This is a genomic window from Paenibacillus chondroitinus NBRC 15376 (assembly GCF_004000765.1).
Lineage (GTDB): Bacteria > Bacillota > Bacilli > Paenibacillales > NBRC-103111 > Paenibacillus_E > Paenibacillus_E chondroitinus.
Genome location: NZ_BILW01000034.1, coordinates 49,293 through 73,114, shown reverse-complemented (window position 1 = coordinate 73,114; position 23,822 = coordinate 49,293). Strand labels below are relative to the sequence as shown.

23 protein-coding genes and 1 pseudogene are annotated in these 23,822 nt (G+C 43.6%); 12 read left to right on the top strand and 12 right to left on the bottom strand.

Annotation, left to right across the window (positions count from 1 at the left end; all coding sequences use genetic code 11):
* Positions 1 to 174 precede the first annotated feature (174 nt).
* Positions 175 to 1,440 (bottom strand): nickel-dependent lactate racemase, encoded by a 1,266-nt coding sequence (gene larA / locus PCH02S_RS27130; protein WP_127457236.1) that lies wholly within the window; start codon positions 1,438 to 1,440, stop codon positions 175 to 177.
* A 229-nt stretch (positions 1,441 to 1,669) separates the two neighbouring features.
* On the opposite strand from larA, the gene PCH02S_RS27125 reads away from it, so the two are divergent.
* The 4 genes from PCH02S_RS27125 to PCH02S_RS27110 all read left to right on the top strand — a co-directional run bounded on the left by PCH02S_RS27125 (position 1,670) and on the right by PCH02S_RS27110 (position 5,714).
* Positions 1,670 to 2,095 carry an SRPBCC family protein gene (locus PCH02S_RS27125; protein WP_127457235.1) on the top strand — a complete coding sequence of 142 codons (426 nt, stop codon included), beginning with the start codon at positions 1,670 to 1,672 and terminating at the stop codon, positions 2,093 to 2,095.
* A gap of 140 nt (positions 2,096 to 2,235) precedes the next feature.
* On the top strand, positions 2,236 to 3,570 hold the full coding sequence (locus PCH02S_RS27120; protein WP_127457234.1) for a spore germination protein: 1,335 nt from the start codon (positions 2,236 to 2,238) through the stop codon (positions 3,568 to 3,570).
* Positions 3,563 to 4,642 carry a GerAB/ArcD/ProY family transporter gene (locus tag PCH02S_RS27115; RefSeq protein WP_127457233.1) on the top strand — a complete coding sequence of 360 codons (1,080 nt, stop codon included), beginning with the start codon at positions 3,563 to 3,565 and terminating at the stop codon, positions 4,640 to 4,642. Before PCH02S_RS27120 ends, PCH02S_RS27115 begins: the two co-directional genes overlap by 8 nt.
* The gene (locus PCH02S_RS27110; RefSeq protein WP_127457232.1) at positions 4,629 to 5,714 is read left to right on the top strand and encodes a Ger(x)C family spore germination protein; all 1,086 of its coding nucleotides are present in this window, start codon (positions 4,629 to 4,631) and stop codon (positions 5,712 to 5,714) included. Before PCH02S_RS27115 ends, PCH02S_RS27110 begins: the two co-directional genes overlap by 14 nt.
* 54 nt (positions 5,715 to 5,768) lie before the next feature.
* On the opposite strand, the gene PCH02S_RS27105 is transcribed toward PCH02S_RS27110, so the two are convergent.
* Positions 5,769 to 6,353, bottom strand: coding sequence for a GNAT family N-acetyltransferase (locus PCH02S_RS27105; RefSeq protein ID WP_127457231.1), 585 nt, complete (start codon positions 6,351 to 6,353; stop codon positions 5,769 to 5,771).
* Between the two features lie 119 nt (positions 6,354 to 6,472).
* Between PCH02S_RS27105 and PCH02S_RS27100 the strand changes: the two genes are divergently transcribed.
* Positions 6,473 to 7,321, top strand: coding sequence for a nicotianamine synthase family protein (locus PCH02S_RS27100; RefSeq protein ID WP_127457230.1), 849 nt, complete (start codon positions 6,473 to 6,475; stop codon positions 7,319 to 7,321).
* Here the strand turns inward: PCH02S_RS27100 and PCH02S_RS27095 are convergent.
* A complete protein-coding gene (locus PCH02S_RS27095) occupies positions 7,284 to 8,045 on the bottom strand; it encodes a spermidine synthase (protein WP_127457229.1) in 762 nt (253 codons plus the stop codon). The two genes, PCH02S_RS27100 and PCH02S_RS27095, sit on opposite strands and share 38 nt — an antisense overlap.
* A gap of 1 nt (position 8,046) precedes the next feature.
* On the bottom strand, positions 8,047 to 8,940 hold the full coding sequence (locus PCH02S_RS27090) for a LysR family transcriptional regulator (RefSeq protein ID WP_127457228.1): 894 nt from the start codon (positions 8,938 to 8,940) through the stop codon (positions 8,047 to 8,049).
* A gap of 96 nt (positions 8,941 to 9,036) precedes the next feature.
* Here PCH02S_RS27090 and PCH02S_RS27085 point away from each other — a divergent pair.
* Positions 9,037 to 9,180, top strand: a pseudogene (locus PCH02S_RS27085) (SDR family oxidoreductase); the annotation flags it as partial.
* A gap of 61 nt (positions 9,181 to 9,241) precedes the next feature.
* Here PCH02S_RS27085 and PCH02S_RS27080 read toward each other — a convergent pair.
* Both PCH02S_RS27080 and PCH02S_RS27075 read right to left on the bottom strand, forming a co-directional pair.
* Entirely contained in the window at positions 9,242 to 9,670 is a 429-nt protein-coding gene (locus PCH02S_RS27080; RefSeq protein WP_127457226.1) for an HIT family protein, read from the bottom strand.
* A gap of 151 nt (positions 9,671 to 9,821) precedes the next feature.
* Entirely contained in the window at positions 9,822 to 10,277 is a 456-nt protein-coding gene (locus PCH02S_RS27075) for a DinB family protein (RefSeq protein WP_127457225.1), read from the bottom strand.
* A 210-nt stretch (positions 10,278 to 10,487) separates the two neighbouring features.
* On the opposite strand from PCH02S_RS27075, the gene PCH02S_RS27070 reads away from it, so the two are divergent.
* The 3 genes from PCH02S_RS27070 (at position 10,488) to PCH02S_RS27060 (ending at position 13,098) form a co-directional block, all read left to right on the top strand.
* Complete coding sequence (locus PCH02S_RS27070) at positions 10,488 to 11,180, top strand: Dph6-related ATP pyrophosphatase (RefSeq protein ID WP_127457224.1); 693 nt, start codon at positions 10,488 to 10,490, stop codon at positions 11,178 to 11,180.
* Positions 11,181 to 11,266: 86 nt separating this feature from the next.
* Positions 11,267 to 12,280 carry an ATP-binding cassette domain-containing protein gene (locus PCH02S_RS27065; RefSeq protein WP_127457223.1) on the top strand — a complete coding sequence of 338 codons (1,014 nt, stop codon included), beginning with the start codon at positions 11,267 to 11,269 and terminating at the stop codon, positions 12,278 to 12,280.
* Between the two features lie 2 nt (positions 12,281 to 12,282).
* Complete coding sequence (locus PCH02S_RS27060; RefSeq protein WP_127457240.1) at positions 12,283 to 13,098, top strand: ABC transporter permease; 816 nt, start codon at positions 12,283 to 12,285, stop codon at positions 13,096 to 13,098.
* A 51-nt stretch (positions 13,099 to 13,149) separates the two neighbouring features.
* On the opposite strand, the gene PCH02S_RS27055 is transcribed toward PCH02S_RS27060, so the two are convergent.
* From PCH02S_RS27055 to zwf, 4 genes are all read right to left on the bottom strand, one after another.
* On the bottom strand, positions 13,150 to 14,781 hold the full coding sequence (locus PCH02S_RS27055) for a hypothetical protein (protein WP_127457222.1): 1,632 nt from the start codon (positions 14,779 to 14,781) through the stop codon (positions 13,150 to 13,152).
* Positions 14,782 to 14,902: 121 nt separating this feature from the next.
* On the bottom strand, positions 14,903 to 16,321 hold the full coding sequence (gene gndA / locus PCH02S_RS27050; RefSeq protein ID WP_127457221.1) for an NADP-dependent phosphogluconate dehydrogenase: 1,419 nt from the start codon (positions 16,319 to 16,321) through the stop codon (positions 14,903 to 14,905).
* A gap of 15 nt (positions 16,322 to 16,336) precedes the next feature.
* Complete coding sequence (locus PCH02S_RS27045; RefSeq protein WP_127457220.1) at positions 16,337 to 17,686, bottom strand: glucose-6-phosphate isomerase; 1,350 nt, start codon at positions 17,684 to 17,686, stop codon at positions 16,337 to 16,339.
* Positions 17,687 to 17,731: 45 nt separating this feature from the next.
* Positions 17,732 to 19,255 carry a glucose-6-phosphate dehydrogenase gene (gene zwf, locus PCH02S_RS27040; RefSeq protein ID WP_127457219.1) on the bottom strand — a complete coding sequence of 508 codons (1,524 nt, stop codon included), beginning with the start codon at positions 19,253 to 19,255 and terminating at the stop codon, positions 17,732 to 17,734.
* 135 nt (positions 19,256 to 19,390) lie between these two features.
* Here zwf and PCH02S_RS27035 point away from each other — a divergent pair, with 135 nt between their 5' ends.
* Positions 19,391 to 20,269, top strand: coding sequence for a LysR family transcriptional regulator (locus PCH02S_RS27035; RefSeq protein WP_127457218.1), 879 nt, complete (start codon positions 19,391 to 19,393; stop codon positions 20,267 to 20,269).
* A 77-nt stretch (positions 20,270 to 20,346) separates the two neighbouring features.
* On the opposite strand, the gene PCH02S_RS27030 is transcribed toward PCH02S_RS27035, so the two are convergent.
* Together PCH02S_RS27030 and PCH02S_RS27025 are read right to left on the bottom strand one after the other, a co-directional pair.
* On the bottom strand, positions 20,347 to 20,805 hold the full coding sequence (locus tag PCH02S_RS27030; RefSeq protein WP_127457217.1) for a hypothetical protein: 459 nt from the start codon (positions 20,803 to 20,805) through the stop codon (positions 20,347 to 20,349).
* A 15-nt stretch (positions 20,806 to 20,820) separates the two neighbouring features.
* A complete protein-coding gene (locus tag PCH02S_RS27025; RefSeq protein ID WP_127457216.1) occupies positions 20,821 to 21,123 on the bottom strand; it encodes a hypothetical protein in 303 nt (100 codons plus the stop codon).
* A gap of 160 nt (positions 21,124 to 21,283) precedes the next feature.
* Here PCH02S_RS27025 and PCH02S_RS27020 point away from each other — a divergent pair, with 160 nt between their 5' ends.
* Together PCH02S_RS27020 and PCH02S_RS27015 are read left to right on the top strand one after the other, a co-directional pair.
* A complete protein-coding gene (locus PCH02S_RS27020) occupies positions 21,284 to 21,859 on the top strand; it encodes a CBO0543 family protein (protein WP_127457215.1) in 576 nt (191 codons plus the stop codon).
* 198 nt (positions 21,860 to 22,057) lie between these two features.
* Positions 22,058 to 23,806, top strand: a complete 1,749-nt coding sequence (locus PCH02S_RS27015) for an ABC transporter ATP-binding protein (protein ID WP_127457214.1) — start codon at positions 22,058 to 22,060, stop codon at positions 23,804 to 23,806.
* Positions 23,807 to 23,822 lie beyond the last annotated feature (16 nt).

The window sequence follows — 23,822 nt, the reverse complement described above, 5'->3', positions numbered from 1 at the left end:
GGTGTTATTGCAACTAATTTCATTATACGGCTTATAGGATGTTATTGCAACTAATTTCATTATACGGCTTATAGGATGTTATTGCAACTAATTTTATACAAATAGGCTTGACGCCCGTATAGATCAACCATTTTACAGGTCAAAACGCAACGAACATCAAGCTTTTATTGAAGCTTACTCCTCATTCACATATGGAATGGTTAAAGGTCCCAAAGGCAAAACGGCTACCGTCATCTTGTCGCCATACTTCTCTTTCAATTGCTCCAATGTAACTTCAATATCATGAGAAGTTTTTAACATCGCTTTTTCGACGTCTTCATCAGCTAATGAAGAGTACAAATAAACATCGGCCCAGACCTGAATGACCGCTTGTTTTTGTACTTGCCATTGATCGAACTTTTTAAAGCTTTCGTCGTTGATCATGTCGAGAATCTCATGGGGTGTTTTTCGCATTTGCAGAATTTCCGCATAATTGCCATGATTCGGAATCCCATCCGAGCATTCTGAGGCACAGATGATGGTCCCCCCCTCTTTAACGATCTTATGGGCCGCGCTCATCCCTTTGACTGCCTGATACAGATTCTGGTCTAACGGGTAGCCTGAATTGGAAGTAATGACGACATCAAACCGTCTCTCAACCGGGATCATGGCATGCTGTTTGGTGAAAGCACACCCTTGATCATGTGCTTCAAACAACTCACCGGCAAAAACTTGCGTGATTTCCTTCGATTTATTCAGTGTCACATTGAGCATAAAATGGGGCTTGCACATCCGATTGACTTCGCGGGTCATATCCTGCAGCGGATTATCTACCATATTCCCCCACGTTGCCAAAGGGTCTCCGATCATTCGGGCGTTATGAAAGGTCAAAATGGTCTCAATTCCGGCAATACCAGGCATGATCCCTTTCGGACCTCCGGAAAAACCGGCAAAAAAGTGAGGCTCAATAAAACCTGTAACAATTCTGAAATCTGCCTCTACATACTCTTTATTAAGATAAACATCGCACCCAAACTGGCTATGCCCCACTTTTACAAGTTCATCATTGCTGTGACAATGGTGATTAATCACGCGGACGCTGTCGACAACCGACTTGCCCAACATTTGAATGAATTCTTCCTCGGTTTGATCGCGATGCGTTCCCGTACCGTTAATGATGACAACATTTTCTTTAGGCACGTGAGGCAGCTCTTCAAGAATCCACGGGACCAACTTCTCGTTAGGTGTTGGACGTGTAATATCACTAATGACAATGGCAACCTTGTCCGTAGATTTGACCAACTCAGCCAAAGGCGGCAATCCAATCGGATGTCTGAGAGCTTCCAGAACGGCTTGTTTCTCTTCTTGCAATCCATCCAAATGATAGGGTTCGATAATCCTGGAATGGTCTGGCACATTAACAGATAAAGTTCCTTTACCGTACAGTAGAGTCGTCTGCATAACTTTCCCTCCATCGTGAACATGAAATTGAGCAGTTTTATTGCTTACAAGCGTTGTGAAAGCGTTTAATAGTAAAATTATAGCATAGACAACTAGTCATAGACTTCTTCAATTTTATTAAGAACAAACCTGGCGGCCACGGGACAACTTTTAACATTATGGCCAACCGTTATTTAATGGTATAATTACCATTGTTCATCAAAATACTTAGAGTGAGGCGGTAATCGTTATGGAAACAGCTAAACAGACAGTAACGGTTGAAACTACGGTACATGCACCAGTTGAACAAGTGTGGGCATTTTGGACACAACCAGAACATATTACACAATGGTCTTTCGCCTCTGATGACTGGCACGCGCCAAGAGCCGAAAATGATTTAAGGGTTGGCGGAACATTCGTTACAAGACTCGAAGCCAAGGATGGAAGCTTCGGATTTGACTTAGGCGGCGTTTATGATGAAGTGAGAACGCATGAATTCATCTCTTATACCATGGGCGATGGAAGAAAAGTTGAGATCTCATTTATTCGTCAAGATAACGATACCAAGGTAATTGAAACTTTTGATGCTGAAAGCGCAAATCCTGTTGAAATGCAAAGAGCTGGATGGCAAGCTTTTCTAGACAACTTTAAAAAATATAGCGAAACTGCCAAATAAGATTTGCTCATATGGATTGACTTAAATGAAAACCTCCCTTAGTTCCGGGAGGTTTTTTTGGCATTATATTTCTTTGTATATATTTCTTTCCAGTGGGAAAATATAACAAAAAGTTTGAAGGATAAAGGGGAATCCGAACGATGAATCCATTGATCAAAGAAATTACGAATAAATTTCTAAATAACGATGATTTCTTTCTTCAACAGGATTACTTTATGAATACTCCTGTTATTTTAATGGGTTTTAATACAATGATTGACTTAGCCGAGTCTCGTGAAGCTTTTCATGTCTACACCGAAAACGCGATTTCAACCAGTCAATCAGCGGATGAACTAATGAGTTTGTTCGGGGAAGTGAAAGAGAATGATCTGAATGCTATCGTCTCTTCTATTGTACAGGGCAAGTTAATTCTATATTTCAGCAAATATAACAAATTTGTTGTGTCACAGCCAATACCCAAATTACTGAATCGGTTTACTGAACCTCCTACGAATGAAAACGTCCTTCAAGGGCCTCTTAGTTCGTTTGTTGAAGATATTGAACAAAATATTGGCATTGTCAGAAAACAAGTAAGCACTGATCAGCTATTTGTCAAATCGTTTTATGTTGGCAAGGATGAGAAAAAAAAGATTTCGCTATTGTATTGCGAGAACCATGTCCAAATGGAGCTGGTGAACAACATTGTTCGTCAACTCGAAATGAATCTCGATAAGGATGTTCACAATTTACAAAACTTATCCAAAACGATGGGTTTTGCTGCCTGGGAGTCCTTCTCTAAATTTAAAACGACAGAACTTCCCCTAGAGGCAGCTCAATGCTTGCGTATGGGTAAAGTCGTTCTATTTGTAGATAGATTACCTTTAGCGCTGATTCTGCCTAGTTTGTTATGGGATCTGTTTGCAATGGAAAACGATCGCAATTATCCGCTGCCCTTAATGGTATCGGTCCGATTATTGCGCATCATTGGCGTCTTGATGACTTTAATTGTTCCAGCTCTATACGTGGCTCTTGTGGCCGTTAATCCCGAGGTATTGAGAATTGAACTTGCGTTAGCTGTCTCTCAAAGCCGTGATAGTGTTCCGTACCCTGCACTTGTAGAAATCCTCCTGATCCTTGTTATCTTAGAGTTAATTCTGGAGGCCAGCGTCAGATTGCCCAAAAGTATTGGACCCACGATTACCATGGTAGGCGGGATTATACTGGGTCAAGCTATCGTTGCAGCCAAATTAGTGAGTAACCTCATCATTATCATCCTGGCAGCTACGACCATTGCGAATTCAACAGTTGTTGGCTTTCAAAATTCACTCTCCATCCGGTTATTTAAATATTTAATTGTGGTTTTAGCTGCCATGTACGGAGTGCTGGGTATTTTGGCGGGTTTAGTCCTGGTATGCGCCTACCTGGCAAGTCTAAATACTTTTGGAGTTCCCTATATTCAAATCAATGTGGCAAAGGATCGAACCAATCATGGATAAAAGCTTTTCTGTCATGCTTATGTACGTTCTCACCCATTTGGGACTTATTTTTTTCATATACCCGGAAGATATTATCGGGAGTACTGACTCCGCACAATGGATTCCAATCACTATAGGAATTATTGTTCATTTTTTTGTCATTTCCATCTATATGAAAGGTCTAAGCTTTTTTCCGAAATGGGACATTATACGTATTTATCTAAGTGCGGGGAAAACAGTTGCCCTCATTTTTCTTCTGCCGGTTACGCTATATTTTTTCATCATCGCCATTCTAGCCGTTCGCGCTTATTCAGAAATCATTTGTATCATATTCTTATCCAATACCCCGTTATGGTCAATCATGATTTTATTGCTTTTTGTGTCCACATATCTTGCATCAAAAGGGATTGAAGCGATATTTCGTACCGGGGTACTTTTAGGAATTATTTTTCTGCCATTGATTTTTATGATTAGTTTCACTTCGTTCCAGAACATTAACTGGTATTACGCCTTTCCCCTTTTCGATAAAGACTTCTCATTCCTAATGAAGCCCTCGTATTTAAAAAGCTTTTTTGCTTTCGCGGGAGGCTTTTTGTTTATTGGCTTCGTTCAACCTATTGTTGCATATCAAAGAAAAAAAATTCTTCTTGCAGCCGCTATTCTTATTCCTTTCTTTATCTTTTCTGTATATATTCCTATTCTCACATTCGGGGAGGCTACTGCCGTAACTCTTCATTTTCCATTTGTCGTTGTTGTGGAAACCATAAATATTTCCTGGTTCATGTTCGACAGAGTCACCATGTTTTTCTTGCTTACACTGATTACTTTCAGCATGCTCTTTATTTCCTTAACTTTATGGCAGGCCAATCGCATTGTAAGCAAGTGCATGCCAATCATTAAGCCGGTTTATCTTCTGCTCGCGATCTCGGTTGCTATCTTTGTCTCCTGTCTAATGATTCCTGACTGGAATAGCGTCGGCAATCTATTTCTATGGAACACTCCTTTAAGATTTTTTGTTTTAGTCACTGTTCCGTTGTCTATTTATTTTCTTGGGCTGCGTTTTAAAAGGAAGGTGGGTCATGAACTCAATTAAGACTGCTTTACAAATTTTATTACTGCTAAGTATGGGATTGACTATAAGCGGCTGTTGGGATAATAAGGACATTAATCATCGTACATTACCACTAGTTATGGGTGTAACCAAGATAAATGATGAGTACAAAGTTGTCTTGCAGGACCCTGAACTGGATCAGAATGAAATCAAAATGAATTTGATCAGCCAGACTGGAAAAACAATCAGCCAAGCGGTAGATAAGATCAGCATGAATAAAGAAAAACAGATCGATTTATTCCATATCAAAGTCATTCTTATTGAAAAAAAAGTTGCCCAGCAAGGAATGAAAGATATTATCGCTGGTTTCATGAGAAACGGGGAAATTTCTCTCAAAGCTTATGTTGTTATTTGTGATGAGGACGTTGAAAGCTATTTATCTAATGAAAAAAAAACAACAGTGCCGAAGCAAGCGTTTGTTTACGACTTTTTCGAAAAAAATGCGGGTTGGAACCCACAGATTGCTCGAGCACAGATCTGGCAAATTTATCGTAGTATATATTCGTACACCAATGATATTGCGATCCCTATTATTAAATCAGGTCAATCCTCCCCATGTGACTATATAGGTTCATCTGTTATTAGAAATGGGAAGATGGTTGAACAAATTACATCCGACGAAACCCTTCTCTATAATGCCTTCAACAAGGAAAGCACACAAGGAAAAATCGAGGTCATGGATCATGCGAGTGTCTTAATTGTTAGTAATTCGATGAAATATAATAGCGAGCTTGTTGACAATAAACCTTATATGCATACACAAATCAATTTTAAAGTAGTCATCCTGGAGACAAAAGGAAATCCAAGCCAAGCGCTAATTATACAAGAGTTAGAAAAACAAATAACAGAACGTTTTCACAATTTATTTTCAAAAATCCAAAAAAGTGAAGCTGACATTCTAGGAATTGGGCAGCGTTTCCGAACCATCATTCCAAGAAAGGATTTGCAGCATTGGCGAACCGAATACTACCCTCAGCTGAAAATAGATCTTCAATTTCATACAGATATCCAAAATGAAGGTTTAATTAAAATGCGTTCAAATTTAACGAAATAACAAAAAAGGAACCTGTGGATGACCTCAGGTTCCTTTTTCTTTTTCTGAGATGAACTAAAACTCAACACCACGAACTTTTGCAAAAACCATTGTATCTCTCAAAGTACCATCTTGCGCACACTTCTCTTGTCGAAGAATTCCTTCCAACGTGAATCCCTGACGTTCAGCAACAAGTGAACTTCGAGTATTGCGTCCGTCACATCGAATTTCAATACGATTAGCGTGCAGCTCATGTATGGCATAGTTCGTGATGGCGGCTACGGCTTCCGTCATATAACCTTTATGGCTAAAAGGTGTACGCAACCAATAACCAATTTCAAATTTGCGAGCTTCCCAGTCAATGCGATGTAAACCGCTGCTGCCAATGAGCTGACCTGTTTCCTTCAGAAACAGAAGTAATCTGAGATCAGACCGATCTAAAAATTCCAGCCTGGCACGTCGGATGTTTATTTCGGACTCTTCAACGGTGGGAATTTGTCTAGCCCACGGCATCCAGGGACGCAATTCATCCATACTTTCTCTAATTGCTTCGTTAACCATCGCGCCATCTCCCCATAAGGGAGCTCTTATTAGCAAACGTTCACTCTCAAAGCTCTCTGGTATCGTGTATAAAATCGGGCTGGATGCTTTGATACTCATCGCAATTACCTCCTATAGGAACGGTTAGTCTAAAAGCAGAAATTCATTTCTAAATAATGAATTTATCGAATATATTGGGTTCAAGCAATTGTACGGAAATGGACAGGAGGTAAACGCTTATGGAATATTGTTCTACGACAGAGCCGTCTAAGCGGATATCAGATTTGATAGCTCTTGTAAAAGAAACCTATGATGTCCTTCAAAGGGAGTCGGATCTGACCCCTTCAAATTCCGTGATCACGAAACCGATTTCTATTTTCACAGAGGCACTCAGGCAAGTATACACACCAGAAGAAGTTAAGTATGTCATGGAAAATGTTGAAGTCGCCACACGCCAAAAAGGATTGCTTGCCAAGCTGTCTGAAGCCGAGTACGGCATGGAGTTGTTCGACTCCCGCCACCTCTGCGATCAGCCTGAATTTGGATTAGCGAGCTTATTCCAATATAAAAACTGGGGAAATTATGACAGTCTTGTTGGCGAGGAACTGAAACAGCTGCGCAGGATCATTCGTTCCGAGGAGATTTCTAAGCCGATTGTTTTTGTCGGAAGCGGGCCTTTGCCGCTGAGTGCGATACTGCTGCATCTTAGATGGAATGTGAGCGTCACCTGTGTGGATATGGACCCAGATGCTTGCGAGGCTGCACGTTCCATGATGGAACGCATTCATTTAAGCGATAACGTGCAAGTCGTGCAAGGAGATGGTGCGGAGTTCGATTATGCTTCTTACCAGCATGTTTTTATTGCAAGCCTTGTTACACAGAAGGATAAAACACTCGAACAAATCCGCCGGACGAATCCAAATGCTTTGGTCGTTATACGGACAGCGGAAGGCATCCGGCAGCTCATGTATGAAGCGATCAACGAGGAAGCTATCGCCGCGGCTGGATGGCGACTGCTTGGCCGGACATCGCCAATCGCAAATCGAGTGATCAATTCAGCTCGCTTCTATCGACTTTGTCCCGAATGATATACCCTTGACCTAGTTCTATCTGCGCAAAGCCTGCCATATGCCGAGCTTGGAACCTAATTGGCTCTTGACTTCCTGCAAGCAAGTAATTTTGAATATCAGCTGCGCCTTCTGATGGTAGAAAAAATGCTTTGGTATAAGCAAATTCCTCACTTAGCGTTGAATGAATAGCGTTCACGAGTTGGTCATTGTCGCCTTTACCAAACAGATTCATGACGATCAGTCCCGAAGGATCAAGCTTTTTTTTGCAAATTTCAAAAAATGGCTTCGAAATCAAATGAGTAGGCGTTCCTTTTTCAGTAAAAGCATCCAAGACGATTGCATCATAAACATGCTGCTTTTCATTCGCAAGGATTTGACGGCCATCACCTATTCCGACATTATCCTTTCTGTATCCAAAAAACTTTCTACTCAACTCTACCACGGTCTGATCTATTTCTACTACCTTGCATTGCTCTTCTGAAAAATAGCCAGCTATCGTCCCAATTCCGTGTCCGATAATAAACATTTTCTCGATTGACGGGATGTTGTATTCAATTAGATGAATAATAGCTCGTGGATATTCAAATAAGATATGAGTCGGATCATTCAAATCCATCGCACCTTGGATGGCGCTATTAGAAAACTCCAGGACACGAAACCTTCCCTTTTCGCCATACAGCTCAGTAGTGTCGTAAACGGAAATCTCATGATTAGGGCTAGACGTTTTGAAAAGTAACTCCAAGTTATCGATTCCTTTCTGGTTGGTCTGCTTTTTCTTTCATAAAGTTAACGAATTTCTGCGTGGCCGGGGACAGAAACCGGTCTTTTTTGATATGCAGTCCAACCTCCCATAGCCAATCTTCCTCTTGGATTGGTATCCACTGCAGACCTTCCAAGTTCAATCCAGATGTTTTGGGCAGCACAGAAACGCCAAGACCTGCCGCTACGAAACCGGCCACCGTTGGTAGATCCTCCGCATCGTAGGTGGACGCGAGTGTGAAATTCATGTGATGGACACGGGTGAGAAGCGAATCTCTTAAAGAGCAGTTATGCTTCAAGCCCACGAACGGCTCCCCTGTAATTTCTTTTAAGCTGATGGATGCCCTGCCCGCAAAACGATGATCGTAAGAGACTACCAGATAAAGCGGCAGCGAGAGGATTGGTACCCAGTCATAGGCGTCGCTGACGGGTCTTTCCGAGGTGATCATCACATCGGAGAAGCCCTTCTCGACCTGCTCCAGAATCGCCCCCTTATCACCCTGTGTCAACTCGAAGGTGATTTGCGGGTTAGCATTCTGATATTCACGTATCAATTGAGGAATTAAACCTACACCTAATATATTTAAATAAGAAAGATAGATGATCCCCGACTCAGGATTGGAACATTCCTCGATCTCCTGTTTTCCTCGCTCAACCTCTTGCAAAATCTTCTCAACTCGCTTCGCGAACATGGTTCCGTAACGGTTAATTTTCAGGTTTCTGCCCTTCCGCTCAAACAACGGTACGCCTAGCTCAGCTTCAAGCTTTGAAATGGAATGGCTAAGTGCAGGTTGTGTGACGGATAAAGCTTCCGCGGCTTTCGTCAGATGTTCGATCCTGGCAACCTCGAGGAAATATTCTAATTGAGTAAGCTCCATATCGTCTCTCCTAAATGCATAATAGTTATCATTCCTGTTTTTATCATACATACTGCTAATGATTGAAGCAAGGTCGAAGAGATTGTGATGAAAAATAATTCCCTCGGAGGCATTCCGATTAGGCGTCGGGGCTTGCCGGAAGAAGTGGTTGAGCTTGCCGCCTTCCTGGTTTCCAACCGTGCAGCTTCCATTACAGGAAGCGAATATGTGATTGATGGCGGAACGTTGTCAACCATTTGATTTTTATTTGATTAAATAAAAAGAGCTCTAAGAATTTGAAATTCCTTAGAGCTCTTTGCTATCACTTTCCTAAGTTAGCAATCGCGCTTGCGAGTATCTCTCTTGTCTCCGTAAATCGCTCCCTTGCGCCAGCATCCAACGGGTCAATCCATGAGAACCCATCATTCTCATATCTAGCCCAGATGTGCATGTGGAAGTGCCCTAAATCGCTAAACTTTCCCCCATTTTGCATCATGCTGATTCCATCTGGGTGGAATAACGTTTTTAATCCTTTCGATAAGTTAGCTGAGGCCTTCATCACAGACTGGGCAGTTTCCAAATCCAAATCGTCAACGTCCGCATAATGTTTTTTGGGCAAAATAATACTATGTCCCTCACTGCATGGGTCAATGACTAAGATGCACGTCACATGCTCATCCTCGTATACGACATGCGTTGGCTCAAGACCATGTGCTAATCTACAGCCTAAGCACTCTAATTCATGATTCATCGACTTTCATACCCTCCTGTAGCTGCCTCTTGGCCAAATTTTTCTTATAAAATTCTTCACGTCTTTCGTGCTATCCTGCCTTCCAATTGAAAAAGGCAACCAATCCACCTGGGACGGCTGCCTTCTAACGTTGTTGTATGGAATTCAACGATTATTTCAATATTTTTAACATTGCCCATACGATACCTAGATGGTTAACTAAATGCAGCACCGTTGAAACAATCAACTCTCCAAAATTTTCACCTTTCAAAAAGTTGTCTTTCACCGGCGCTTCTAATTTATCCTTCAACAACTCATGAATTTGATTACGCTGTTCTTTCAACTGAGCGATTAATATGTCCCATGCTGGCGGTTCTCCTTGCCAATGGGATTGTCTTGAGCCGTAGGCGAATAATTCTTGATATTTGGCTGGAAGGACGAGTGGCTGCTCGGAAAGACCGAAAACATGAAATTCAGTAACCGTAAGTACATGTCCTAGGTGCCAATGTATACTGTTGACAAAACCTTCTGGAACAACCTTACGTTTGTCTTCTGGGCAGCTTTCAACCAATTCAATGAATTGTTCGAGATGTTTATCTAAAATATGGAAAATAAAATCGTTTCTCATTTGCTCAACTCTCCTAAGTTAGAATAATCATTCTCAAGAAATATACAATACCTTCTCCTATCTTGCATAATACATAATGCTGATATTGAATATCTCATATCCTGATATCAAAATATAATAGTTGTTAATTCTATTACTGGCATTCTTTTTGAGTAACTCATGATAGAATTAGGCAATAAAAATTTAGATGTACAAAAGGGGATGCAAGGAATGACAGCAGTCGCAGACTGGAAAAATGGCGCTAATGGCCAGCGATTTATCGCCTCTTTTAGCGGAGGAAAAGATAGTGTCCTGGCACTTTATAAAGCAATGAAAGTAGGAAAAGCTCTTGGCCTGATCGTAATGCTGGAGGAGGAAGGAAAACGTTCTAGATCACACGGGACACCACCCGATCTTATACAGGCTCAAGCCGAATCCATTGGTTTGCCTGTCTACACGGCACCGGCAAGTTGGGCTGATTACGAAGAAGTGTTTATCCACCTTTTAGAAGATGCGAAAAAGCAAGGTGCGGAGGTGCTAGTCACGGGAGATCTCGAGTTGACGGCTCATGGTTGTTGGCAGGACAAAGTATCGAGCATTGCCGGATTGAAACTAGGTATGCCGCTATGGGAAATGAATCACCGTGAAACCGTTGAGGAATTCATTCGCTTAGGTTTTGTTTCAATTGTTGTTACCGTTAATTTAGCGTTAGGAATGCGGGAAGATGATCTTGGTCGAACGTTAACCCTAGCTTTTGTGGAGGAGCTTGTAGCCCGCGGGATTGATCCTTGTGGCGAGGGTGGCGAATTCCATACCACGGTCATTGATGGTCCTCTTTTCAAACAACGCATAAGCGTTCACAAAGGTGAGATTATCACGCACTGCGAATATGCCTTTATGCCTTTGACGCTAGACCAGGGCTAGTAGTGCTTCCCATGAATTTCCGTTTATATACAGTTTATAAATGCAAGTTATAATCCACAGTAATTCATTATGTAGGAGGAATTGCATTGGAACTGACATTCAGTGAGCGAAATTCTGAAGTACTGGCAGTCGAAGCACATGGGCTCTTCAAAGCTTTTGGCCAAAATCGCGCGGTCGACGGTGTAAATTTAAGCGTACCTGCCGGTACCATCTATGGCGTACTTGGTCCTAATGGCGCCGGCAAGACGACCACCATTAACATGCTGGCAACTTTACTTCGGCCAGATGGTGGATCGGCGAAAATATTCGGCCATGATGTTGTGAAAGAGTCGCAGATTGTTCGTCAACTAATCGGAGTGACCGGCCAGTACGCATCGGTTGATGAGTCGCTAAGCGCGACAGAAAACCTGATGATCTTCTCCCGGCTTCTTGGTCTAAGCCGTGCAGAGGCCAGGAACAAAACAGAAGAACTGCTGGATGAATTTGGCTTGACTGAAGCCGCGAAACGACCATTGAAAAACTTCTCCGGCGGTATGCGCCGCCGACTGGATCTGGCCGCGAGTCTTATCGCACAGCCCCCTCTTATTTTCCTGGATGAACCTACGACAGGTCTGGATCCACGCACACGTTCACAAATGTGGGACACCATCCGCCGGCTGGTGAACACAGGTTCAACCATCCTTTTAACCACACAGTACCTTGAAGAAGCCGATCAACTCGCCGACCGAGTCGCGGTTATCGATCGCGGGCGTGTAGTCGCGGAAGGAACTGTAGATGAATTGAAAGCCTCCGTAGGCACTTCATCTTTGCAATTAATCGTCAGTCATCCACAAGATATTGAGGCTGCCTGCCGAATCATCGAGCTAGTGCTCAAGGTTCGACCGACGGTGACATCTGGAAAAATTACTGCACCCATGACCAACGCGGATCTTGTCACGGACTTGCTTATTTCCTTGCGAGAAGCCGGCATTCATTTGGCGGAGATGAGTGTGCAGAAACCGACCCTTGATGAAGTGTTTTTAACCATTACCGGTCAAGGTGTTGGGGATACTTCCCAGCTATCCGATGAGTCGAACAGCAGACAGGAGGTTAGAGTATGAGTATGAAAAGCACTTCCATTCTACCGCCTGCTGAGCGTAAATTAAGGAACCATACAAGCTTTAGCCAATCTGTGCGCAATTCGTTAACGATGGCTTATCGAGGACTTTTGAAAATTCGACGCACGCCTGAACAATTGTTCGATGTCACACTGCAACCCATTATTTTTACGCTCATGTTCACTTATATCTTCGGCGGTGCTATCTCGGGTGACGTGGTGAGCTATTTGCCCGTCATTATTCCTGGCATCCTCGTGCAAACCGTTATCACGACCTCCATCGTTACAGGTGTCCAACTGAGGGAAGATATGGATAAAGGCGTATTCGACCGATTCAAGTCACTGCCTATCGCGAGGATTGCTCCTTTGGCAGGCGCGCTTTTGGCTGACACGATCCGGTATACCATTGCTACTGTTCTCACCTTTTCCATGGGTTATATCATGGGCTATCGTCCTGAGGGTGGTTTGGGACATGTGGCGATCGCAGCGCTTCTTGTCATCTTCTGCTCTTGGGCGATCAGCTGGATCTTCGCCTTCTTCGGTGTGATTGCCCGAACAGCCTCAAGCGTTCAAGGGATATCGATGCTTGTGCTCTTCCCTCTTACGTTTCTATCAAATGCCTTCGTTCCTGTGGATACCATGCCAGGCTGGCTTCAATGGTTTGTTAAAATCAATCCCATCTCTCACCTCGTCTCCGCCGTTAGAGAACTTGCCAACACGGGCACTGTCGGCTGGGATCTCACCATCTCGCTTTTCGGAGCGATTGTCATTGTGGCCATCTTTGCACCTATCACGGTAATTGCCTATATGCGCAGGACTTAGAGGATAATAAAACAAGGCTGCCACGCATGTACGTGGCAGCCTTATTCATCGTTAGAAAGTTGCAGGAGACATAAAATAGGAATACCATAAATTCGTCATAAAGACATCGAGAAGCACAAAATAAAACAATTCCAAACCAATATTACGATCACCTAACCCTTTTCGCCATATCCGCGTACTTACATATGCAAGTAAAGCCATAATAATCAGAATAAATAAGTAAATCAAGATTGGTTGGAAGGCTCCAGGCATCACTTGGAGCGCCTCAGCATTTCGGTAATCTCGAATAAAAAGTGCCTTAACTCCAACATACATGCCAAGTGATATGAAAAAATGCAACCGCGGGCGGGAATCGTATTGATGCTGCCAAAAAGCGCTGAGCACCAGCAGATAGATACCTGGCAAGAAGATCCACTTCAGGCTTAGAAACCACGTGACGAGGCTGATCCCCCATAGCAGTGGAACATTCTCGGCAGCTGTTCGCAGGTCATCTGCTGTTAGCCGGTTCATCCTCTCCCGGTAAATCTGTTGATCTGTCGCGTAGTAGACACGGTAAGACGTTTCGTTCACTGAATCAAGCCAAACAGCTAGGCGAGTATCCGAACTTTGCAAAAGCTTAGGATATTGAGCGAATCCGTCATTTTGACTGATTTTTGTTGATGATTCCAGCTGAGTTTCATGAAAACTTAATTGATACACCTCTTGGCTTCTCATGCGTCGATTTTTTTCATAAACGGATGAAACGACAAGTGTGGCTTCGCCAGTATCTGTTTCAGAGAAGATAGGTTGTAAGATTGTATCTGAATCACTGGTCTCAGAGCTTGGAAGATCTATTCGCTCATCTTGTATATCAGCAGGTTGATCCCACGGAACTGTGAGCATTTGTAAACTACTCTTCCCTGACTTAGCTGAGCTGATCGTATAGGCGACTCTGAGTAAAGAGTTGTCTGCATACAACGAATAATCCTCTAAATATCTATTTATTAACTCCAAATCTTTGAGCTTCTCCATGACGACCGTTTTCCCGGATTTGGTATCCAGTTTGACAACGTGCAAGGCGGTGTTCCCTTCCCTACTAGTCGCATAAACAACGGATAGCATGCCGTTTTTATCTATGAATCCTTGTACCTGATTAATTTCACTTGCATTAAGCTTTATCCAATCTGAAGCATCCCCTCCAGATGATATACCTACGAAGAGCGCCTCATCGTTATATGTGAGAAGTACAGTTTTATCCGTTCCCGCTCGTAGGGCCTGAACGCCATTCATTTGGGTTTCAGTCAGTAATTTTCTCGGGGACCAGTTCCCATTGTCCCATTCACTCGCGTACAACTTGTTGCTTGCGCCAATCCAAACGGCTTTTGCCTCACCAATAAGGCGATAGGACTGAAAAAGCTCCGCGTCCGGCACAGGTCGCACCACTGAACTGCTCCGCCCCTCATTGTCAATCTTCACATAGATCAGTTTATTACCTGAACGATAGGCAAAAGATTGGTTCCCGGTCATTTGAACAGGACCTGCTTGGGAAGCGAGCTCAGGCAATAATGTTGCTCGCCCGTAAGGTTCTGCGAACGGCATTACCTGTTCTCTGGCCAGCATCACCGTATGTATCATTCCGATCAAGAGCACGGCCGCCAGAAACGGCACGACAGTAAACAACTTCCAAAAGGTACGGTTTCTCAATCCAAAGCTCCTCATCTTTGTGTTTGTCTAACAGCTTATTAGACGTAAGTACCTATCCGATTGTTGCGCAAATAAAAGAAGCCGCAATTATGCGGCTTCTTCTCACACTCGACTATGCGAATTACTCGTTGTTTTCCATCCATTGAAAATGGAAGCTGCCTTTTTTATCTACGCGCTCAAATGTATGGGCCCCAAAATAATCCCTTTGTGCTTGCAATAAGTTAGCTGGCAGTCTCTCTGTGCGGTAGCTATCGTAGTAGGCCAACGCGGAAGCAAAAGCAGGAACCGGAATCCCTCTTGTCACAGCTACCGAAACAACTTTTCTCCAAGCATCCTGATAGTTGTCTACGATTTTGCCGAAGTACTCGTCGAGGAACAAGTTTTTCAATGCCGGGTCACGATCATAAGCATCCTTGATATTTTGTAAAAATCTTGCGCGGATAATGCAGCCGCCGCGGAAAATCATCGCGATGTTTCCATAGTTCAAGTCCCAACCATACGCGTCAGAAGCAGCTCTCATTTGAGCAAAACCTTGCGCATAGGAAGCGATTTTGCTTGTGTAGAGTGCTTTGCGAACAGCTTCAATGAATTCTTTCGGATCGCCGTCATAGCTTGACGCCGCGGGACCATTCAGACGTTTACTTGCAGCTACGCGCTCTTCTTTCATAGCTGAGATAAAACGGGCGAACACGGATTCCGTAATAATGGACAATGGCACTCCCAAATCCAATGAGCTTTGGCTTGTCCATTTTCCTGTTCCTTTTTGTCCAGCCGAATCCAGGATCACATCCACCATCGGTTTGCCTGTTTCCGGATCTTTTTTCGCAAAAATATCAGCGGTGATTTCTATCAGATAGCTATCAAGCTCGCCATTGTTCCATTCCGTGAAAATATCATGCAATTCGCTTGTACTTAAGTTCAGTACATCCTTTAATAAGTGATACGCTTCGCCGATAAGCTGCATATCGCCGTATTCAATGCCGTTGTGAACCATTTTAACATAATGCCCTGCGCCGTCTGCTCCAATATAGGTGGAACATGGATCACCGTTCACTTTGGCCGAAATAGCCGTCAAGATTGGCTCAACCAATTCATAAGCGTCTCTTTGTCCCCCAGGCATGATCGCCGGTCCATTCAGAGCTCCTTCTTCACCGCCTGAAACACCCGCACCGATAAAGCGGAATCCTTTGGCTTGAAGCTCTTTATTTCTCCGCTGCGTATCAGGGAAATAAGCGTTACCGCCATCGATGAGGATATCACCTGGGCTTAAGTAAGGGATAAGTGAATTAATGGTATCATCTGTCGGTTGGCCTGCTTTGACCATAATTAAAATTTTACGCGGCGACTCAAGGGATTGCACGAATTCTTCGGCGCTGTAAGTACCTACAAAGTTCTTTCCTGGCGCTTCCTCCAAAAGTTCATTCGTTTTCTCAGGAGAACGGTTATATAAAGCCACAGAGAAGCCTTTGCTTTCGATATTCAATGCCAAGTTTTTGCCCATCACGGCCAATCCAACCACACCAATTTGCTGTTTGCTCATCGTAATTTCCTCCTCTTAGTTCTGCTCAGTTGCAGCGATACGTTTTTGTAATTCAGCTTTTTGCGCTTCAAAACCAGGTTTGCCTAGCAGAGCAAACATATTGATTTTGTATGCCTCAACGCCGGGCTGATCAAACGGGTTCACGCCAAGCAGCAAGCCGCTGATTCCGCATGCTTTCTCAAAGAAGTACACCATTTCGCCATACGTATACTCATTCAGTGCGTCCAATTCAACGATCAGATTCGGAACGCCTCCGTCAACATGGGCAAGTCGCGTGCCTTCCGCCGCCTTCTTGTTCACTTCGTCCATCGTCATGCCCGCAATAAAGTTTAAACCATCCAAATTGGCGGCGTCCTGCTCAATCGTCAACTCGACTCTCGGCTTCTTCACAGAAAGCACAGTTTCGATCAGATCGCGACGGCCCTCTTGGACATATTGTCCCATGGAGTGCAAATCAGTCGTGAAATCCACGGATGCCGGATATAGCCCCTTCTGGTCTTTGCCCTCGCTCTCGCCGAACAACTGCTTCCACCATTCGGAAACGTAATGCAAGGACGGCTCAAAGTTCGCCAACAGCTCAATGTTTTTCCCTTTCCGGTAAAGGGCGTTTCGAACCGCTGCATATTGATAGCTTTCATTGGTAGCCAGGTCAGCATTATTGTATTTCTGTGCAGCCGCCGCGGCTCCAGCCATCATTTGATCAATGTCGAGCCCTGCTGCAGCAATCGGCAGAAGTCCTACCGCAGTAAGAACGGAATAACGGCCGCCAACATCGTCAGGAATGACAAAGGTTTCATAGCCTTCTTCGTCAGCCAGCTTTTTCAATGCTCCTTTTGAAGTGTCGGTTGTCGCATAGATGCGTTTTTTCGCTTCTTCCTTCCCATACTTTTTCTCCATATAATCTCGAAGGATACGGAATGCGATAGCCGGTTCCGTCGTTGTGCCCGATTTGGAGATGACGTTCAAGGAGATATCCTTATCTTTCAGCAATTCTAATAAGTGCGTGATATACGTGGAGCTGATATTTTGACCGGCAAAATAGACCTGCGTATTTCCATCCATTTGATTATGAAAAGTGTGAGACAACGCTTCGATCGCTGATCTTGCACCCAAATAGGAACCGCCAATACCAATGACGATCAAGGCATCGGAATTGGAACGGATGCGCTGTGCAGCCTCTTTGATTCTTGCAAACTCATCTTTATCGTATTGAAGCGGCAGATTCACCCAGCCGAGATAATCGGAGCCCGGACCTTTCTTCTCATGAAGCATGTCATGCGCCACTTTCACAAACTCACGGAAGTAATCAACTTCATGCTGCTTTATAAACGGTAATGCGCTGGAATAATGAAATGAAATCGCCATTTGGCACCTCTCCTTTGGACCTGCATGCAGGGAATAAATCGTCAATTAGTTTGTATGATGGGCAAAATATTTTTCTTCGCTTGATTGATTTTCTTGTTCAATCTTGGAGTCGAACCACCAATGATGGCCATTCGCCGCCAATAAGGCATCGGATTCAGCTGGGCCATTTGAACCCGCGGCATAATGATGAAGCGGGACCAGATTTTCTTGGAAAGCATCCAGGATCGGTTGAACCCAAGCCCAGGCCAATTCAACTTCGTCCCAATGCGCAAAGAACGTAGGATCTCCTTGCAAAGCATCATAGATCAAATTTTCATATGCCTCAGGAACATCATCCTGATTTTCGTGAAAATCGATTTGAATAGGTTTGTATTTCCCATTGTGATGAGGATCTTTCGAATTTAATTGCAGCGTAATACTTTCATTTGGACTAATTTCAAATACGAGTAGATTAGGCACTTGGCTTTCATCATGATGTTGTGTCAGATTCGTATTCGGCTCTTTAAATTCAATGACGATCCGTGTTGATTTCTCATGCATTCTTTTACCTGTCCGGATATAAATCGGAACGCCACGCCAGAAGAAATCGTCGATCTGCAATTTAGCGGCAATAAATGTATCGTTCATGGATGTACTCGCAATTCCCGGCTCCGAAGTATAACCAACAACTTGCTTTCCTCCAATTGTTCCTTCTTTGTATTGGCCGCGGATCACACTCGCACCAACATCCTGTTTAAGCAGCGGTTCGAGGTTTTCCATCACTTTTCTCTTCTTAAACCGAACCAACTCGGAGTTGCTGACATTAGGCAGGTGCATAGTAAGCATCATTAGTAATTGCAGCATATGGTTTTGGAACATGTCTCTTACCGCGCCAACATGATCGTAATAGCCTGCTCTCTCTTCAACACCAACGGTTTCGTTTGCCGTAATCTGAACGTTGGCAATGTAATTATTAGCCCATATCGCGTGAAGAACTGGATTGGACTGTTGAATAACCTCGAGTTTTTGCACCATGGGTTTGCCAAGATAGTGATCAATACGATAGATTTCATTTTCGGCAAAAGCTTTGCTTAGCTGCTGATTTAAATCCCGAGCGGATTGTAAATCATGGCCAAACGGCTTTTCGATCACCAGGCGTTTCCAACCATCTGCGGAACCTAGACCACTTTCTTTAATATTCGCAGCAATCTTTTCGAAATATTCAGGTCCTACAGATAAGTAAAACATGCGATTCGGTAAAATGCGGAGTTCATTTTCCCGTTGTTCTATGAGCTGCAGCAGCTTCTGATAATCTTCTTTACGATCTATGTCAAGTACACTGTAACGGAATGTACGTAAGAAGTTTTTCAATAAGTCAGGATTGTTTGCTTTACGCCTGGAGAAAGTATGGATAGATTGTTCAACATTTGCCTGGAAGGCTTCATCTGAAAGCTCTCTTCTTCCCAGACCAATTAAAGAGAAGGATTCCGGTAGTTTATTATCGACAAACAAATTAAATAGTGCGGGGTAAATCTTTCTTTTGGCTAAATCCCCTGTCGCTCCAAATAAGACAAATGTAGTAGGTTCCATTTTCTTCTCTTCTCCTTCCAACAGAACTCCCTCAATCAATTAGCAGCTCTGGTTTCTTTTTCGTAACTCCACTATAATATAATTACCACCTATAAAAGAAATCATTATATTTCAGAGGAGATATAGACCTCATCTATGATAAATAATTACGAATTATACAAAGTTTTTTATTGGGCAGCGAAAACAGGCAGTTTAACACAGGCTGCCAAAGCCCTGTATATCACCCAACCAAGCGTTAGCCACGCCATCAAGCAGCTGGAGGACAGCTTTGGTCTCGCTTTGTTTTACAGGAATTCCAAAGGTGTTGCTTTAACGCAAGAAGGCGCGATTCTTTATTCCTACATCGAGCAGTCCCAGAACTTCATATCGAGAGCTGAGGAGAAGATGGCGGCGCTCAAAAATCTGGACAGCGGCGAGCTGCGGATCGGCGGAAGCGACTCTCTTTTTAAACATTATTTACTCCCGTATTTGGAAGAATTCCATCAAAATCACCCAGGTATCAAGCTGCACTTGAATCATGGGACTACACCGGAAATTATCTCTTTTCTTAAAGAAGGCAGGATTGATTTGGGCGTTGTTCGTATGCCTATTGTTGATGCCCAGCTTGAAGTACGGGAAAGCATTCAGCTTAAGGATTGCTTTGTGGCGGGGCCGCGTTACGAACAGTTGAAGGGCGAGACATTATCCCTGGAAATGCTGCTGCAATATCCCGTCATTCTATTCTCGCGCAACAGCCGGGCACGAATGGCCATTACGGAATTATTCCAAAGCTACGGCTATAAGCTTAAGCCTGAAATCGAGGTCGGCAGCGTGGAGCTTCTCATCGAGTTTGCGCGGAAAGGACTAGGGATATCCTACGTGACGAAGGAATTTATTTCGAAAGAGCTGGAAGAAGGCTCCCTCTTCGAAATTCAATTGGATGTGAAGCTGCCGCCTACTCATGTAGGGATTATGACGATGCGCAACATGCCTCTTTCTATTTCAGCAAGAAGGTTCATAGAGTTGGTTCAATAAAGAGAGTTGAATTAAAAAAGAGGCTTTCCTTGGTCATTAAATGACTTCGGGATTGCCTCTTTTTTTACTGTAATTTATTAACTAGATGGTATTATGCGAAAGCTTTTATCCAAATTAACAAGCATCATAAAATTGCGATTGAACGTAAAAATACGTTTCACTTGATAATAGGACATGGTCACAGCAGTGAATGCTTCACTTAGCGAGAACCGCAGTTCGGGCCTGTCTAGCAGTAATCTGCGCGATTCCATTTCGAATTCAGGACTGCTGGAGATCAATGTCAACTTGCCTTTACTCACGGCTTTATCGATTGCACTCAGAAAATACTCGGCCCGCTGATAGCTGTACGCATTGCGCAGCCATTCGTGAAGATCAAATATAATCGAGTTGGTCGTCACATAATTACGTTCCAAATCATGAAAATCCAGAAACAAAGAACGAGCTTTCGCATAACTGGGATCTTCAGGGTTCATGAACGCGGCTAAAGCTGTACCATCCAGGAAAATGGCATCCTGTATATTCATGTGGTTATCCATATGTCGTCAACACTCCTAATCCTCTAATTTGCAAATGCCATCCAAATATAATAGCGGGTTATCTTCCTTTTGATCCACCGAGATATGGGTTATTTCAAAGGGGGAGCTTTCCAGGTATTGGGCAATGATGTTATTGACGATTTCCTGTACGGTCGTATGCTGCATATTAGCGATGACTCTAAGCTGATCATATGTGTCAGGACTCAATTCTAATGTGTCTTCATCTTGCTCGTCACTTCTTGAAGTAATGAATTCGGAAGCGGTTGATTTCGCTTTTTCGAGTTGATTTTGAATGAAGCGTTTGTAAGTATTCGCCATCTTGATTCACTCCTTAATTATGCATAGCTTTTAAACGATTCGTCGTATTTTGTCGATTTCAGGGGGTGGTGTCGAAACTAAAAACATGAATTTTCCATCGTCCCGTGTAAAATCGTGCAAAGCGCGCATAATAACAAAAAGACATGCAGGGAGATCTATTATGACACCAGAGCAACAGCATGTGTACGAAGAATTATTAAATAAAGAGAAGTCGCTGTCCCACTCCTGGATCGATTATTGGGTACAATATTCCAATGCTCAGACATGGCAATTCTGGGTCAATCTGGCTATGTTCGTTATTCCTTTAGTCATTCTCTGGTTCGTTCTCGATCGCAAGAAAGCGTTGCAAATCGGATTCTATGGCTTCAGCGTACATGTTATGGCTACCTATATTCATCTGTATGGTGAAAGAAATTATATTTGGGGATTTCCATATAAAATCATGCCTTACTTGCCAACAAGTATCACGATGGATGCTGCATTTAATCCGGTTGTGCTGATGCTGCTTTATCAGTGGACCCTGAATCATAAAAAAAATTACTATTTATTTGGTGCACTGATTTGCGCCGCCTTCGCTTTTGTCTTAAAACCATTGTTATCAACCGTTGATCTATTTCATCTGTACGGCAAAATGAATTACTTTTATTTATTTTTGCTTTACTTCCTGGTTACGATCCTAGCCAAGTTGATAACGGATTTGTTTCTTTATTTTCAAAGAAATTCTAGGAATGCTTAGTAAAAGAAAGGCTCTATTCCCTTGTACTGATCGAGGGTTTAGAGTCTTTTTTTCGCAGATCGTAAACAGTACTTTTTTCTAATAGAGAAGAATAAAACCGCCTTTTTTCCAGTTTTAACAAATACCTAGGATGACAATTTCCCAAAATCGGAGTAATGTTCAAGTGAAAGGCTGACCACGGACAAAGGAGTGTACACGATGGGTTTTATGAAGATTTATGTCAGCAAGCACTGGAAGCTATTTCTGGTTGCTGTCTTTTTCGTGACGTTGGAAGCGCTCGCGGATTTGCTGCAACCAACGATTATGTCCCACATCTTGGACGTGGGTGTTGCGGAGAAACGGCTGGATTACGTGCTCCGTATGGGCGGATTGATGCTGATCATCACCGCGTTCGGGGCTGTTGCAGCGTCGATGCGCAATATTGTGGCAAGCCATGTTTCACAGAAATTCGGAACGGAACTAAGAAGGGATTTATTCGAAAAAATCCAATCGCTTTCGTTTGCGAATATCGAGCAATTCGAACGCGCGTCATTAATTACGCGATTAACGAATGATGTGACGCAGGTGCAAAATTTTGTAAATGGACTTATGCGCATTTTTGTTAAAGCTCCCCTTCTCTGTATCGGGAGTCTCATTATGGCCGTAAGGCTCAATCCCCATTTGTCCGTCGTACTGCTCATCGTTGTCCCGGTCGTCGGTGTGCTTGTCGCGTTGAACTTAAAGGTAGGTTTTACCCGGTTTGTAGGCGTGCAAAAGGCACTGGACAGCGTCAATCGGGTTATGCGGGAGTATTTATCCGGCGTGCGCGTCGTCAAAGCTTTTAACCGGTTTGATCACGAGAAGGGTAAGTTTCAACAGGCCAATATTGATTATCAGAACAAATCCATAAGGGTGACGAGGCTGCTCGCTATTTTTAACCCCTCTATCCTGCTCACCGTCAATTTCGGGATCGCAGCCGTGTTATGGCTAGGGGCATGGCGCGTGAATAACAGTCAAATGCAAGTCGGGCATATCGTCGCATTCGTCAATTACATGACACAAATATTGTTTGCGCTGATGACGATTTCCATGGTTTTCAACTTATTCGTACGAGCTAAAGCTTCCGCCAATCGTATCGGCGAAGTTTTCGATCAGGTCAATACCATGACATGGGACACTACTGCTGCGCTGCCAGCCGAACGTCAGGGATGCCAGATTGATTTTGAAAACGTTTCGTTTGCCTATGAAGGTGCCTCTGGAGATCCTGTGCTGAAAAATATCAGCTTCACGTGCCTGCCTGGTGAAACGATTGGTATCATCGGATCTACCGGTTCCGGGAAAAGCAGTCTTGTGAGCCTTATCCCCCGATTCTATGATACGAGCGCCGGTACGATCCGCGTAGACGGAGTGGACATTGGCAAGCTTGACCCGGCTAAACTGCGTGATCAGATTGCCATTGTACCTCAGAAATCGATTCTATTCAGCGGAACGATTGAAGAGAATCTGCGCTGGGGCAATGAGCACGCAGCACTTGACGAGATCATACAAGCAGCCAAAATGGCGGAAGCACATGGCTTTATTACATCGTTTCCCGAGGGATATGAAACGATCCTTGGCCAACGTGGCGTGAACTTGTCTGGCGGCCAGAAACAGCGCTTGTCCATTGCCCGTGCACTCGTTCGCAAGCCGGATGTGTTGATTCTTGACGATTGTACAAGCGCCCTGGATACGACGACGGAGACTAACATTAAAGAATCTCTGAAATCTTTTGCATCTGGTGTCACCTGTCTACTCATTGCTCAGCGGATTACCTCGGTGATGGACGCGGATAAAATCATTGTTATGGACGACGGCGAAATCGTCGGCATCGGCACACATGAGACGTTGATGAAGAGCTGCCGCGTCTATGTGGAAATTTTCCAATCTCAATTCGGAAAGGAGCTGCCTCATCATGTCAAAGCCGAATGAAGGATCGCGTCAACCA